General features: G+C 42.6%; 11 protein-coding genes. 4 read left to right on the forward strand and 7 right to left on the reverse strand.

Features of this window, described 5'->3' with window-relative positions:
* Positions 1 to 130 precede the first annotated feature (130 nt).
* Positions 131 to 2,629, reverse strand: a complete 2,499-nt coding sequence (locus F0475_RS07745) for a YfhO family protein (protein WP_155716180.1) — start codon at positions 2,627 to 2,629, stop codon at positions 131 to 133.
* A gap of 108 nt (positions 2,630 to 2,737) precedes the next feature.
* Between F0475_RS07745 and F0475_RS07750 the strand changes: the two genes are divergently transcribed.
* From F0475_RS07750 to F0475_RS07760, 3 genes are all read left to right on the forward strand, one after another.
* The gene (locus tag F0475_RS07750; protein ID WP_155716181.1) at positions 2,738 to 3,436 is read left to right on the forward strand and encodes a 5'-methylthioadenosine/adenosylhomocysteine nucleosidase; all 699 of its coding nucleotides are present in this window, start codon (positions 2,738 to 2,740) and stop codon (positions 3,434 to 3,436) included.
* 50 nt (positions 3,437 to 3,486) lie between these two features.
* Complete coding sequence (locus F0475_RS07755) at positions 3,487 to 3,972, forward strand: S-ribosylhomocysteine lyase (RefSeq protein WP_155716182.1); 486 nt, start codon at positions 3,487 to 3,489, stop codon at positions 3,970 to 3,972.
* A 120-nt stretch (positions 3,973 to 4,092) separates the two neighbouring features.
* Positions 4,093 to 5,445, forward strand: coding sequence for an MATE family efflux transporter (locus tag F0475_RS07760; protein WP_155716183.1), 1,353 nt, complete (start codon positions 4,093 to 4,095; stop codon positions 5,443 to 5,445).
* A 204-nt stretch (positions 5,446 to 5,649) separates the two neighbouring features.
* On the opposite strand, the gene F0475_RS07765 is transcribed toward F0475_RS07760, so the two are convergent.
* The 3 genes from F0475_RS07765 to typA all read right to left on the reverse strand — a co-directional run bounded on the left by F0475_RS07765 (position 5,650) and on the right by typA (position 10,224).
* Positions 5,650 to 6,333 (reverse strand): porin family protein, encoded by a 684-nt coding sequence (locus F0475_RS07765; protein ID WP_155716184.1) that lies wholly within the window; start codon positions 6,331 to 6,333, stop codon positions 5,650 to 5,652.
* A 105-nt stretch (positions 6,334 to 6,438) separates the two neighbouring features.
* Positions 6,439 to 7,653 carry a DUF1810 family protein gene (locus F0475_RS07770; protein ID WP_155716185.1) on the reverse strand — a complete coding sequence of 405 codons (1,215 nt, stop codon included), beginning with the start codon at positions 7,651 to 7,653 and terminating at the stop codon, positions 6,439 to 6,441.
* A 768-nt stretch (positions 7,654 to 8,421) separates the two neighbouring features.
* Positions 8,422 to 10,224, reverse strand: coding sequence for a translational GTPase TypA (typA, locus tag F0475_RS07775; RefSeq protein WP_155716186.1), 1,803 nt, complete (start codon positions 10,222 to 10,224; stop codon positions 8,422 to 8,424).
* A 202-nt stretch (positions 10,225 to 10,426) separates the two neighbouring features.
* Here typA and rpsO point away from each other — a divergent pair, with 202 nt between their 5' ends.
* Positions 10,427 to 10,702, forward strand: coding sequence for a 30S ribosomal protein S15 (gene rpsO, locus F0475_RS07780; RefSeq protein ID WP_155716187.1), 276 nt, complete (start codon positions 10,427 to 10,429; stop codon positions 10,700 to 10,702).
* A 75-nt stretch (positions 10,703 to 10,777) separates the two neighbouring features.
* Here rpsO and F0475_RS07785 read toward each other — a convergent pair whose 3' ends face one another.
* The 3 genes from F0475_RS07785 to F0475_RS07795 form a co-directional block, all read right to left on the reverse strand.
* Positions 10,778 to 13,213 carry a C10 family peptidase gene (locus F0475_RS07785; RefSeq protein WP_155716188.1) on the reverse strand — a complete coding sequence of 812 codons (2,436 nt, stop codon included), beginning with the start codon at positions 13,211 to 13,213 and terminating at the stop codon, positions 10,778 to 10,780.
* Between the two features lie 112 nt (positions 13,214 to 13,325).
* Entirely contained in the window at positions 13,326 to 13,736 is a 411-nt protein-coding gene (gene folK, locus F0475_RS07790; protein WP_155716189.1) for a 2-amino-4-hydroxy-6-hydroxymethyldihydropteridine diphosphokinase, read from the reverse strand.
* 1 nt (position 13,737) lies between these two features.
* Positions 13,738 to 14,922 carry an S-adenosylmethionine:tRNA ribosyltransferase-isomerase gene (locus tag F0475_RS07795; RefSeq protein ID WP_155716190.1) on the reverse strand — a complete coding sequence of 395 codons (1,185 nt, stop codon included), beginning with the start codon at positions 14,920 to 14,922 and terminating at the stop codon, positions 13,738 to 13,740.
* Positions 14,923 to 14,942 lie beyond the last annotated feature (20 nt).

Here is a 14,942-nt window from a genome sequence, read left to right on the forward strand (position 1 = left end):
TTCCCCTTGTCTCCACACTTCACTTCTCGCAATGACCGCAAGTTCAGAAATGATTGGGGGTATCTCGCATTCTACGCCCCTCCCTATGGGGGAGGGGACGGGGGTGGGGCCAGTTGGTTGGTCTATTTGTTTACTTCTTCTTCCACTCCATATACCCTGCTCCCGCAATCGCCAAGAGCAAGATAACAATCGCAATGTAAGCGATGGTCTCAGTCGTGGATATACTCGTTGGATGAAAGTCGAGTACAACCGTGTGCTTGCCTGCTTTCACATTCAAAGCACGTAGGATGTAGTTCACCCGACCAAGTTCTGCAGGCTGACCATCAATCGTTGCTGTCCATCCTGGATAATAGATTTCAGCGAAGACAACCACTCCACCGTTCTTAGAGTCTATCGTGTATTGCAGGTTGTTAGGCTCATATTTGACGAGTTTCACCTTAGCCGTTGAGTCGTTACTCTGTGCCTTGCCAAGGACAGACTCAAACTTCTTATCTGCAACGGCTTCGTGGCGTACATCAATCTTACCTACTCCGGCATACTCTGCGTTGGCGTCAGCTACATAGTTAATCTTATCTACGAACCATCCATTCCCTTGTGCATAAATATTCTGCAAAGGCATCGTTGCACCTCCTTGCAATGGCAAGATGAAGTACTTCGTGTTAAGCATATTCAATACAGGGAATACTTTTGCGCCATCCACCTCCTGCATATTTCCATTCTTAGCAGCGATTGCCTGCATAGCAGCTTGCATCTCGGGAGCAATGTAAGCATCTATCATCTCTTGATAACGACGCAACTTCGCTGGGTGATAACCACCGATACTCTTATGGAAGAAAGATGTCTCGTTCTCGTTAAAGGTGTTCGAAGCGAGGTTCAACACACGATAGTCAAGGCTCTTATCCTTCATAATGGCAAGGTCTGTGGAAGTGGCTTGATGAGGCATATCACGCTCACTCTTGGGTACAAACATCTCATCATTTAGGTATCGTTTGTCCACTTGCCACATATCAACAAGACAAAGTACTGCCATGCAGATAACCATATAATCGGCACGTAACTTCTTCATCTTGTAGAGGAACAAGAGGGCGAAACCTATCAAGATAATGATGACCGAACGCCATGCGTCAGCACTCACCATTGCCTCACGCATCGCTGCAATGTTGGATAGAATCGTGTTAGCAGTATTGCCATCCATGCCTTGAATACTGGTTATCATCTGACGCTCTTGGTCGCTGATGAAGGGTTCCATCATACCTGGGAACAGGGCAATCAATAGCGCAACGCCTGCTGTAAGGGCTAAACTGATATAGACAAACTTCATCTGTTTGGTAAGTACTTCAGGCTCATCAACTATCTTCTTCAAGGCAAGCGCAGCCAAAAGAGGTATCGTAAACTCGGCTATTACGAGGATACTAGCCACTGTTCGGAACTTAGCATACATCGGTATATAATCGAGGAAGAAGTTCGTAAAGCCCATGAAGTTATGTCCCCATGCGAGAAGAACCGACAGAACAGTAGCCGCCAGTAGTGCCCATTTCATAGAGCCACGCACGATGAACAATCCTAAGATGAAGAGGAACAACACGAAGGCACCCACGTAAACAGGTCCGCTAGTGCCTGGCTGCGTACCAAAGTATTGTGGTATTGCATCATAGAGTTGCGGTATCATCGATTGTATCTGTGGGTCGGCTTTTGCCATAGCAGTGGCGTTCTTGCTCAATGGGACAGTAGCCCCACCCTTCGCATCAGGCACTAAGAGCGTTAGAGTCTCATCAATGCCATAACTCCATTGTGTTATGTAGTCACGGTCTAAACCAGAGCTTGTTTGATTGGCGGCATCCTTCTTTACCAACTCACTCTTGCCTCGCATACTCTCCTTCTGATACTGCCATGTGTGATAGAGGCTCGATAGATTGATTGCAATACCAATCACTGCGGCAGCTGCTACCACGCCAGTCGACTTCATAAAGCCTGTTAGTTGCTTCTCACGCACAGCCTTTACAAGGTAAGCTATCACCATGAAGAGGATGATAAACAGGTAGTAATACGTCATTTGCACGTGGTTCGCCTTTATCTCAAATGCCGTGAAGAGTGCCGTAACAATGAATCCCGACAGGTATCTACCACGATAGGCTAAGACGATACCAGCAATCATTGGCGGTAGATAGGCTAATGCCATTACCTTCCACAAGTGCCCTGCTGCGATGATAATTAGGAAGTAGGACGAGAATGCCCACATGATACTTCCGAGTGCAGCTAACGTCTGTCTGAAGTCGAAGGCACGCAACAGAATATAGAAACCTAACAGGTAGGCGAAGAGGAACCATACGTTATCTGGCAACCAGAGATGGTAAGCGTTCATCACTTGTGATAGTCCATCGGTCGACTGATAAGATGGTGACATCTGATAAGTAGGCATACCTCCGAAGATAGAGTTCGTCCATCTCGTTGTCTCACCCGTACGATTTTGATACTCCGTAAGCTCTTGTGCCGAGCCAACACCCGCCGAGGCATCGTGCTGAAAGAGTATCTTTCCCTGTGTAACAGGCACGAGGAAGTAAGCGAAAGAGATAATCGCAAACACCAATACCACCACTACATCAGGTAGGAATTTCTTATAAGTTCTCATATTTCTAGCGTTTTGTTTCTTCTAAAGTATGCGTATTAATGCGTGCAAAGTTACAAAAAACAAAGTACTTACAACATCCAACTTCTAACTTTTTCGTACCTTTGCAGTATGAAAATAGGAATCATCGTTGCGATGGACAAGGAGTTCACGCAACTCAAGTCAATTCTCTCAGACACGCAAACAGAGCGTTATCATCATAAAGACTTCGTTACTGGAACGCTAGAGGATAAGGAGGTTATCCTGCAACAATGCGGTATTGGTAAGGTTAACTCGGCTATTGGTGCTGTGGAGATGATTAATCATTACAACCCCGACTTAGTAATATCAAGTGGTTGTGCAGGCGGTGCCGACACCTCTTTGGAGGTAACTGATGTGGTGGTAGCAAGCGAGTGTACTTACCATGACGCATATTGTGGTGACGAGGTGCAATATGGTCAGATTATTGGAATGCCAGCCCGTTTTAAGGCACCAACAGAGCTCATTGAGAAGGCTCTCTCACTAAATACACGTAACGATTGTAAGGATATTCATGTCAAAGCAGGGCTAACTGTTAGTGGCGAATGGTTCGTTAACTCACGGGAAAAGATGCAACAGATCCTGGATAAGTTCCCATCGGCAACGGCTGTTGACATGGAGAGTTGCTCCATTGCACAGGTCTGCCACGTCTACAAGAAACCTTTTATATCCTTCCGCGTCATCAGTGATATTCCATTGAAGGATAACAAGGCTAGCCAGTACTTCGACTTCTGGAATAGGATAGCTAATGGTAGCTTTGAGGTGACAAAGCACTTTATTAGTATCATATAAGGAGTGAGTACCTCGTTACACAGCAATATAACAACAAAAAGAAAGCAACTATGAACAAGATTCCATCATTCACTATTGACCACGAGCGATTGCTACGTGGCATCTACGTAAGCCGTAAAGACGAGGTTGGCAACGAGGTTGTTACGACCTTCGACATACGTATGAAGGAGCCAAACCGTGAGCCAGTGCTACACGTGGGGGCTATCCATACGATTGAGCATTTGGCTGCTACCTATCTTCGTAACGACCCGGAATGGAAAGACCGAGTTGTGTATTGGGGACCAATGGGCTGCCTTACGGGTAATTACCTTATCCTTCAAGGCGACTTGGAGTCGAAGGATATTGTAGAACTCATGCGTCGCACCTTCCAATTCGTCGCTGATTACGAGGGCGAGATATCTGGTGCTGCACCACGCGACTGCGGTAACTATCTACTACATGACCTCCCCATGGCTAAGTGGGAATCACGTAAATTCCTCACAGAGGTACTGGATAACATCACAGAAGCTCATCTTCTGTATCCGGAGAAAGAGTAGACAAGTGGACGAGTAGACGGGTTGACAAGTTGACAAGTTGCTTGTAATGATAGCGACACGACCTATTAACTCGTCAACTCGTCTACCCGTTAACTCGTCAACCACTAACATAACCACACCATGCCACAATCAATTCATACAGAAAGTATGACCCAAGGCGCACCATCTCGCGCCATCATCAAGTTTGCCATACCCCTTATTCTCGGCTACCTATTGCAGCAGATGTATCTAATCATCGATGCCGCCATCGTCGGGCGATGGATAGGAGTGAACGCATTAGCGGCTGTTGGAGCCTCAAGCAGCATTATGTTCCTTATCATGGGGTTCTGTAATGGTTCGTGCGCAGGCTTCGCCATCCCTATAGCACAGGCTTTCGGAGCAGGCGATTATCACAAGATGCGATGCTACGTAAGCAATTCCATCCGTATTGCCGTTGTATTGGCTATTGTCATCACATTGCTTTCGTGCATTTTTTGTGGTAAGATTCTTCACCTCGTCAACACGCCGGAGGATGTGTTCCATGACGCTTACGTCTTCCTCTTCCTACAGTTCTGTACGATTCCATTTACCATTGCTTACAACTTACTATCAGGTCAGATACGTGCACTGGGGAACTCAAAGCAACCTTTCTACTTCTTAATTGCATCGTCATTCCTCAATATCTTGCTTGATATCGTGCTTATTCTCTTATTGAGAATGGGCGTAGAAGGAGCAGGTCTCGCCACTTTCTTGAGTCAAGCAGTTGCTTCTGTTTTGTGTTGGTGGTATATTAAAAAGAAGCTAACGATCCTTGTTCCCAAGGGCGAGGAACGCTCTTTTGATAACAAGAAAATTAGTATTCTACTAAACAATGGCATACCAATGGGATTGCAATTCTCCATCACTTCTATTGGTATCATCATGCTTCAGAGTGCGAACAACGCTCTGGGTACGATTTACGTAGCATCGTTTACGGCGGCAATACGCATTAAATATCTCTTCACCTGTGTGCTGGAAAATATCGGGGTAGCCATGGCAACCTATTGTGGACAGAACATTGGAGCTAAGAGACTAGACCGAGTAAAGACGGGAGTGCGCGACTCTATGTGGATTATGATGGCTTACTTCGTATTGACAGTAGCGATTATCTATCCTTTTGCAGACGAGATGATGATGCTCTTTGTCAATAGTGGTGAGCAAGAGGTCATCGCTAATGCAGCTCAACTCATGCGTATTGCCAACTGGTTCTATCCGTCATTAGGTGTGCTGGTCATCCTCCGTTATAGTATTCAGGGGCTCGGATATAGCAATTTAAGTATGATGAGTGGTGTCATGGAGATGATTGCCCGTTGTGGTGTTAGCCTTTGGTTAGTACCAACCTTCGCATGGTTAGGTGTCTGTTATGCCGACCCTGTCGCATGGATAATGGCTGATTTATTCCTTATCCCTGCTTACTTCTGGCTTCTACGTAGACTGAAACAACGGGGAAAATAAGCTGTCTTTGAATCCATTCCCAACATCTCCAAAGGAAGGAAAAACGTATGGGTGCAAATTAAGAGAGCCTCTTCTCCATTTAAGGAAGGCGTTTCTTTGACATGAAGAAACGCCTTCTTCGCATTAAAGAGGGCGTTCCATCAAAACAAGCCAGACTTTCACAGCAAACTTCCGTTAGACTAGAAGAAGGTAATAGAGCTGTTCTTACAAATCAAACTTATACCCTACAGAGACCTCAAAGACTTTATTGCGGGCGGTTAGTCCATATTTATAAGCATTAAGTACACCCACATTATAACGAGCATCTAACACCACATTCTCATACTCATAACTGATACCAACGGGGATTGAAAGGGTGAAATTGCGTAGTCCTTTCTTAGTATCTATGTCTATCACACCCTCTTGCACATTCGTTCTATGCCCATCTGCATCAAGGTCATAACTAAGCATTCCAGCATGATACTTACCATAGATTAAGAAAGAAGGAGCGACACCTACGTTGATTGAAAGTCCTGGCGCAATGTAAGAATGAGCCACAAGAGGAACCGAGATATAGTCCGTTCGAGCGTAATGATCGTGCCATATCACACCATTATCATCAACGTCCTTGTACTTACAACCAGCTTGGACGTAACTTAGACCGATAGATAATCCAACATTATCAGACACCTGATACATCACATCGACACCGCCTGTAAAACCTGGGCGAGCTTGTGGCTTCACCTCTTGAGATTGATTATCACCAACCTCTATACCGCCTGATTGATGAGTTAGAGAGGCTATCGACACACCAACATGAGGTATCACAGACCATCTTCCAATCTTACTCTGCGCAAAAGAAGCTAACGAGATGGCACTCAAGAAAGCTAATGTAATTATCCGTTTCATTGGGTTTTGAATGTTATTAAGTTAAAGATTACATCATAGAAAACGATATTATTCGCTATTTATTATACTCTCCCTGCTTGCTCATCAGACTTAAATCCGCTTATCCTATAAACCTATTTTATTCAAGGTTAGGCTATCTCGCTCCCCACCATAGAACGTTTTCAGGACTTCTTCAAAGATATCATTAGGACAAACTACGTCAAACAGCGTCATAGAAGATTTGAGTTTGACGGCATCAATACTACTCCCCATTACCCTTTTCACATCCATATTGCCATGCAACAAGACTGCTTTAATGATTGTGCGTAAGCGTTCGTTCAATAGTGGATAAGCTAGATAAGTGTGTGCTTCATCGGTATCAGCCAACCCATAATACTGTGAATACGCACTGTGACCGAAGCCTTTTAGCTGTGGGAAAATAAACCATATCCAATGCGTCTGCTTGTGTCCTTGCTGCATTTCTGCCAATGCTTGGCGATAAGTATTGCTCGTATTCTGTGCTTCTATGAAACGTTCAATATTAAAAGGATCAGACTCTCGACAGCCCAACAAGTCTTCAAAATCATTAAGAACACCACGCAATTCGGGAGTCAGAAGGGCATAGCAATAACTTGAAAGCTTCTTCGGAATCACATAAAAGGCTTGGGCTATACCACCAGCCATTGCTGCTATCGTATCAGAATCGCCTCCTATAGATACCGCCGAACGTATCACACCTTCAAAGTTGGCACCCTCAAGGAATGCTAAAAGAGCCTGTGGGACAGTATGCTGACAAGACATATCATAGGAATAAGTAGGTCGGATATCATCCAATTGCTGACTTAAATCATAATGAAAGTTCTCCTCTACATAGCTCTTAATCTCCCTCTTCGTTGCTCCATGACGTGCAAGATAAATGGAGGAAGCGATTGCTTGTGCTCCTTTTATGCCTTCGGGATGATTGTGTGTCACCTCTGCTGATATCTTCGCAAGCCCTAATGCTTCCTGTAAACTATGCGCATAGAACGCAACGGGGCTCACCCTCATAGCCGAGCCATTCCCATAGCTATTATAAGGTTGAGGCTCTGGATTATACAACCAACGCATAAAACTACCAGCATAACCAGCCGTTGGATAACGCCTGCCAAGCTCTTGCATGTGTTGAACCAGTGTTTCTTTGCGGTGCTCCTTATCGTCACACAGCCATCGAGACACAGCCAACGTCATCACCGTATCATCTGTGAATTTACTCTTCGGGGTAAACAAATGGAACTCTTTCCGCTTCGTATTCTTAAACTCATAGGCTGACCCTATGATGTCTCCAACTATTGCTCCTAACATAGACTAACCTTTTATTATTTGAATCTCATACTGCCCTACTCTCGAAATAACTAACTAGTACCATTGGAGAGAGCCATGAACTCGGTTACAAAAATAAGTATAATCTGTTAATAAAGCAAGTAAGCTAAGGTTTTAGTCAATACTTTATTCATCGTAAAGACTAGTGCTTATTCCTTGCATATAAACAATGGAATAGAGGCGTAATAGACGTTTCTTGAAGAATTAAAGAGATTGTGAGATACCTCTATCTTCAAGGACTTTATTTATTTAGAAGTATTGACTAAGGTTCAAGGAAGTAGTACTATACGAATCGAGGATTAGGCGTTAGCGCTTGTTAGAGTACCTGTTTGCATTTCATTTCTCCTATACCTTCTTTTAATTACCTACTAGACTTGCGTCTTTTACATATATGTGTATTCTTTGTTTCATCACGATGAGACATTAGTTTCATCATGATGAGACACAAGTTTCATCGTGATGAGACACTGATTTCATCATGATGAGACAAAGATTTCTTACCAGAGTTTTTAATGCAAGGTATAGGAGAAAAAGACGCAAGATATAAGAGAGAAAGATGTAAGATATAGGAGAAGGAGATGCAAGATATAAGAGGAAAGGGGATACCAAATGCTACAAAGGTAATAAACAAAAGGGGGTCGAGAGGTTTAGAGGTATCTGTTTACCAAATATCCATTACACCGAACAATGCAAAAAGAGGCGGCTACCCCACTGGATAGTCGCCCCCTCGTCTTATGATTGAAATAAGATTTAATCCTTGTTCTCGCGCTTACGCTCCAAATGATCAAGCGTTATCTTACGCATACGAATATTCTTTGGCGTTACCTCAACATACTCGTTACCTTTGATATACTCAAGACATTCCTCAAGACTCATCTCTGTCTTTGGTATAACACGAGCCTTCTCATCAGAACCAGAAGCACGAACGTTAGTCAACTGCTTTGCCTTTGTAACGTTGATAACGAGGTCATTATCATGAACGTGCTCGCCTACTACCTGTCCACCATATACTTCCTCACCTGCATCAATGAAGAACTTACCACGATCCTGGAGCTTATCAATAGCATAAGCGTAGGCTGTCCCAGTCTCAAGAGCAATCATTGAACCATTGGTACGGCGTACTATCTCTCCCTTGAAGGGCTGATAATTCTTAAAACGATGCGCCATAATAGCCTCACCCTGACTAGCAGTAAGGACGTTAGTACGTAAGCCGATGATACCACGTGATGGGATTTCAAAGGTGATGTTAACACGATCTCCCTCTGCATCCATACCCAACAAATCGCCTTTGCGACGTGTTACCATATCAATCATCTTACTTGAGAAGTCTGTTGGAACATTGATTGTCAATTCCTCAATAGGCTCACATTTCTGACCATCAATCTCCTTGTAGATAACTTGTGGCTGTCCGACTTGAAGCTCATAGCCCTCACGACGCATTGTCTCAACAAGAACTGAGAGGTGAAGAACACCACGACCACTGACAATCCACTTATCCATTGAACCCTCCATAGGGCGAACACGCAATGCAAGGTTCTTCTCCAACTCTTTGTTCAAACGGTCACTAATGTGGCGAGAAGTACAGAACTTACCTTCTTTACCAAAGAAAGGAGAGTCATTAATGGTGAAGAGCATACTCATAGTAGGCTCATCTACCGCAATAGGTGGTAATGGTTCAGGGTTTTCAAAATCTGCGATTGTATCACCAATCTCGAACTTCTCCAAACCAATTACAGCACAGATATCACCTGAATCGACATGATCTGTCTTCTTATGCCCCATACCTTCGAAAGTATGAAGCTCCTTAATCTTTGTGCGCTCTTGTGTTCCATCACGATGGCAGATTGTGATGTTCTGACCATCCTTCAATGTACCACGATGTACACGACCCACTGCAATACGTCCAGTATAGCTTGAGTAATCCAAAGATGTAATCAACATCTGTGGGGTTCCTTCGAGCTGCTTAGGTGCAGGGATTGCTTCAAGAATAAGATCTAGCAAATATTCAATATTATCAGTTGGTTTCTTCCAGTCCTCACTCATCCAACCATTCTTGGCAGAACCATAAACGACTGGGAAGTTCAACTGCTCCTCTGTAGCATTCAGGTCACACATAAGATCAAATACCATCTCATATACTTCCTCTGGACGACAGTTAGGTTTGTCTACCTTATTAATAACAACAACAGGTTTCAAACCTAATTGCAAAGCCTTTTGCAACACAAAGCGAGTTTGTGGCATAGGACCCTCAAAAGCATCTACGAGCAATAGACAACCATCTGCCATGTTCAATACACGCTCTACCTCACCACCAAAATCAGAGTGACCAGGGGTGTCAAGAATATTAATCTTTACTCCTTTCCAATTGATACTTACATTCTTACTCAGAATCGTTATCCCTCGTTCACGCTCCAAGTCATTAGAGTCGAGAACTTCTCCACTGTTGTCTTGTCCATCACGGAAAAGCTTACCAGCGAGCATCATCTTGTCAACCAAGGTCGTTTTACCATGGTCAACGTGCGCAATAACTGCGATGTTACGAATATCTTGCATGTATTTACCTTAAAAACTTACGCTGAATTACGGTGCAAAAGTACTAATAAAAAATGGAAAACGCTTGTCGTTCAGAGAAAAAGTTGTATCTTTGCACCGCGTTTTCGGATATTCCGATGCATTTGATGTTGTGGTCTGTTGTGATTAAGGCAGGTCGGCAATAGAAGAATGTAATTGCACAATTAATTAATCAAACAAAACTATGTATTTAGAAAAAGCAAAGAAAGAAGAGATTTTCTCACAGTTTGGTAAGGCTCAGAAAAGTTCAGATACAGGTTCTGCAGAGAGCCAGATTGCACTTTTCTCTTATCGAATCAAGCACTTGACAGAACACGTAAAGAAGAATCGTAAGGACTATGTTACTACTCGTTCACTAACTCATCTTGTTGGTAAACGTCGTGCTTTACTCAACTATCTTTATGATCGTGACATTGAGCGCTATCGTGCTATCGTAAAGGCTTTAGGTCTCCGTAAGTAAGACTTACAGCTAAGTAAAATATAAAAGGTAAGAAAGTCAAAGCTATTTAAGCTTTCCTTTCTTACCTTTTTTCTGTTATCTTGTCTTTATCACTTTCTTACCATCTATAATATAGATGCCTACAGGGAGTTCGTCCCAAGTCTTTGATAAACGAATACCTTGCAAAGTAAATATATTCTTTACAGACTTCTTGTATTCCTTAAGCAAACCAATGCCTGTAGGTTTCAACTCATCTACCGTATTAAATACATTGCGTAACACATTTGGATTCCAAATGTCTTCTCGTTTCCCATCCCTTTCAACCTCCATGTGTATCTCGTATGAATGATTAGGCTCTAATTGAGAAGAAGCAAAGGTGATACGTGTTTGGGCAGCATTGTTGTCTGCATCACAAGGAAGATAAACATTACGTACTGTTCCCAATTCAATCCACTTGTTACTTGTCAAATCGAGTAGGCGATAATGGATAGGTCCACGGTAGCCATTCCTAATCTGATAGCCAGATACTTTAGAATGTACTTGCAGACTGATATTCTTTACCTTATTAAGTTGGAAAGTACTGTAATTAGCGTATTCACCATCCGCATAATAATCAATAAAAGTAAACAGAATATTTCCATTGTCCGGCTTAGGCAATACTTCAATCTTGAAAGGTTCTTTCATCTTAATAGGTACATTGACGTCCGTACCATTTCTATTAACCTTTATCGATAGCGTTACGTCATATTTACCTTTGGGCAATTTTCCAACCTTACCCGGGCTATAATAAAGCGTAAGCATTTTGATGATAAAGGTTGATCGACCAAGTCGTTGTGCAACAACGTTAGGCGTAAGTAGATAGCCATTAAAGACCTCTTTAGTCTCTTGATTAGTGAGTGTCATCACCAAGTCGCCACGTACTTCCTCTCTACCTGGATTGTACATCGTAAAACTAAAGGCCGCATTTCCAGCATCTTCATAGAAAGGGGAGAGTACACTTGGGCTTTTCTCAATCACAACAACATCCTTAGGGTTATTTGTATTGATGTGAACAGCATCTGCAGTGAGTCTTACTTCTATTTCATTGGCGTGAGTGATAGGTTTCCAGTCACCGTGTTCCTTTGTTTTGGTATCGAGCATCTCAGAGAATACTGGTACTAAACGGTAGTTTCCGTCAGCAATACCCTTAAAGTTAATATCAGCAACATCAAAGGACATGGAAGTAAAGATAGATGCCCAAGTCTGGTCGCTTGCAGTTGAGTTGAAGATTTTTACTTTTTTGTTCTTGTCATTATAGAGGGCAAGTGCAACCTTGCCAGTGAATACACCAAGTTCACCTTTCACCGAACTATACGAGCCTAACTTCTCAATCTTTGCACTAAAACTTTCAGAACGGCTTGCCTCTGTCTTGTCAATAGTGAGCGATGTGGTGGTTCTTGCATCTAATCCGCGCTCTATATCCTTAAAAGGTGTAGCCTTACCGTCATTAGGATGGGCAAAGACAACTGAGATGTCGTCCCAGAATGTTCCACTATTGAGGGCAAAGCCTGAAACATTAAGGGTAACTATGTTGATGTCGAAGTATCCGTCGTTTTCACCTCCCCAGCCCCAGTTGGTGTGAATGAGTCCCTGCTCATCATAGCCATCATAAACAAAGGCATGAGGTCCACCTACTACCAAGACAGGGTATCCGTCTGAGATTTCTTGCATCACCTCATTGAGGAAGTCATTGGCAGGAAGGAAGTTTTTGTCAAGATAACGTACCGTATAGTCGAACTTGTCGCGAAGTGCATTGCAAGCATATTGTAAGTTTGAGTCACTACCTCTATAATAGTATCTCATATTGACAGCCTTACCGATGTCAGACATCAATACGCCAACGGCTTGTCGAGAATGTTCCGTTCTCATCTCGTTAGTCGTGTTCTTCATTTCATCCCACCAATAAGTAGCGCTTTTCTTAGCATCATCACCCGTTGACGCTATATAATCTTGTGGTCGATTCTTAGGCCATTTGTTGTAGAACATCACCTGTGCTGTGGCTGTTGCAACACAGCCCGTAGGTGTATGCTGTTCATTACTTAGTGGAGTGTACTTATTGAAAGGGTCATACTGGCTCCACTTACAAGTAAGCAAGGGTTCTACTTTTCGTTTGATAGGACGCTGTGGGGTAGTAGCTGTAGCTTTAGAACGCACTTCTTTTACAACACGTTCATATTCCTTTAAGAACATTTTGAAGTATGGAGGCTGGTCGTTGGGGTTTTCTGTCATCTTATCTCCATAACCCACGAGCTCGTTGAGTTTACTTTCTCCAGAGATAATAACGAATTTCTTGTCGCTTGGATTAGTAAAAATGTAATAAGCTGGTTGCTCATTAGCTTGTGACGAGCGAGTCTTAGGAGAATTGCCAGAGAGTATTGGTTTATTGATATATTTTGAGGCAATACTCAAAGCCTGTGCTTTGGTTATAGGATCTGCGTTAGCTAATGAAATATTTGCACACACAGTTAACATCAGTAAGATTGTTCTTTTCATTTGTTTATATTATTAGTCAAGTATATTGGTTTGTTATATTTTATATCAAGATTATTGTGTTTGAGAGTTCTCAAACAAATAGATTTAGTTTATATTGTTGTATGTAGACGATTCAGTCGTCCCATATTTCCTTTAAAGGTAACATCACAAAATCGCGTTCTTCCATCAAAGGATGAGGGATAACAAGGTTTGGTTCGTTGATATTTAGGTTGTCATAAAGCAGAATATCAATATCTATGATTCGGTCTGTATATTGTGCATTGATAGACTTCTTTACTCGTCCCATCTCTATTTCTATGGCTTGAGTAGTTTCTAATAACCGTCGAGGAGCAAGCGATGTGGAGACACATACACAGGCATTGAGAAAGAGATTAGGACTTTCAAATCCCCAAGGCTCTGTCTCGTGAAAAGAAGATTGGCGCAATACTGTGCCAATCTTTTCTCCTATTCGTTTAATCGCCTCGTGCATAATAGCCTTTCTGTTTCCAAGATTTGTGCCGAGGGATAAATAAACTATGTGCATATTAATCGTTGAGAATCAACAATGAATCACCGAAGCAACCAAACATATAACCATTCTTCACTGCCATGTCGTATGCTTCCATCACAAGGTCATAGCCACCGAAAGCCGCAGTCTCCATCAACAATGTTGAATAAGGTTGATAGAAGTTAACCAACATAGAATCTGCGAAACCGAAGTTATAAGGCGGGAAGATGAACTCATTAGTCCAACCATCATATTCCTTCAACATACCATCAGTACCAACAGCTGTCTCTGTTGCCTTTACAACACTCGCACCAACAGCACATAAATGATGTCCTGCTTTCTTTGCATTGTTAGCAATCTCACAAGCCTCGGCATTGATGTGCATCTCTTCAGAATCCATCTTATGTTTAGTCAGATCCTCCACCTCTATATCATGGAAGTTACCCAAACCACAATGCAAAGTGATAAACGATTTCTTTATTCCACGAATCTCCATCATCTTCATCATGTGTTCAGAGAAGTGAATATTAGTACCTGGCGCAGATACTGCTCCCTCATTCTTTGCAAAGACAGACTGGAAGTTCTCCATATCTTCTTTCGTTGCATGAGCGAATTCTTCTCCTTCTTCCTTTGGACGATTATCAATGATGTAACGTGGCAATGGTGCTTCACCTAGAGCAAATAACTCTCGTTTAAACTCCTCGTGAGGACAATCATATAGGAAACGAAGTGTACGACCACGTGAGGTAGTATTGTCAATTACCTCTGCAACCATTGTTCCTGATTCATCAAAGAAGAGTTTATTACCAATACGAATCTTACGTGCAGGTTCAACCAACACATCCCATAGGCGCATCTCTTGATTAAGTTCTCTAAGCAAGAACACCTCTATCTTTGCATCTGTCTTCTCCTTAGTACCATACAAGCGAGCAGGGAACACCTTTGTATCATTGAATATAAAGGCATCACCCTCATCGAAGTAATTGAGCACATCTTTGAAGCGGATATAATCATCCTCTGTTGGATCACCATTCACTTCACCCTTGAACATATCAATCTTACCAGACTTACGATGTACAACCATTAACCGGCTTTCATCTCGGCGAGTGATCGTGAAAGTCTGCGTACTACCATCAGAACGTGTCAATACACGCTTAGAAGAATGAGGATATAGGGCAACCTGCTCTTTAGGTAAATTGAATTTGAATTGTGAAAGCTTCATATTAATATTTTGGGAGAGTT

Source organism: Prevotella vespertina (assembly GCF_009728485.1).
In the GTDB taxonomy this organism is placed as follows: Bacteria; Bacteroidota; Bacteroidia; order Bacteroidales; family Bacteroidaceae; genus Prevotella; species Prevotella vespertina.

What these genes read in the sequence shown, in the direction of transcription:
- rpsO (WP_155716187.1), top strand. Translation starts at nt 10,427, where the DNA reads ATGTATTTAGAAAAAGCAAAGAAAGAAGAGATTTTCTCACAGTTTGGT.
- F0475_RS07770 (WP_155716185.1), bottom strand. Translation starts at nt 7,653, where the DNA reads ATGTTAGGAGCAATAGTTGGAGACATCATAGGGTCAGCCTATGAGTTT.
- F0475_RS07755 (WP_155716182.1), top strand. Translation starts at nt 3,487, where the DNA reads ATGAACAAGATTCCATCATTCACTATTGACCACGAGCGATTGCTACGT.
- F0475_RS07785 (WP_155716188.1), bottom strand. Translation starts at nt 13,213, where the DNA reads ATGAAAAGAACAATCTTACTGATGTTAACTGTGTGTGCAAATATTTCA.
- folK (WP_155716189.1), bottom strand. Translation starts at nt 13,736, where the DNA reads ATGCACATAGTTTATTTATCCCTCGGCACAAATCTTGGAAACAGAAAG.
- F0475_RS07760 (WP_155716183.1), top strand. Translation starts at nt 4,093, where the DNA reads ATGCCACAATCAATTCATACAGAAAGTATGACCCAAGGCGCACCATCT.
- F0475_RS07745 (WP_155716180.1), bottom strand. Translation starts at nt 2,629, where the DNA reads ATGAGAACTTATAAGAAATTCCTACCTGATGTAGTGGTGGTATTGGTG.
- F0475_RS07750 (WP_155716181.1), top strand. Translation starts at nt 2,738, where the DNA reads ATGAAAATAGGAATCATCGTTGCGATGGACAAGGAGTTCACGCAACTC.
- F0475_RS07795 (WP_155716190.1), bottom strand. Translation starts at nt 14,922, where the DNA reads ATGAAGCTTTCACAATTCAAATTCAATTTACCTAAAGAGCAGGTTGCC.
- F0475_RS07765 (WP_155716184.1), bottom strand. Translation starts at nt 6,333, where the DNA reads ATGAAACGGATAATTACATTAGCTTTCTTGAGTGCCATCTCGTTAGCT.
- typA (WP_155716186.1), bottom strand. Translation starts at nt 10,224, where the DNA reads ATGCAAGATATTCGTAACATCGCAGTTATTGCGCACGTTGACCATGGT.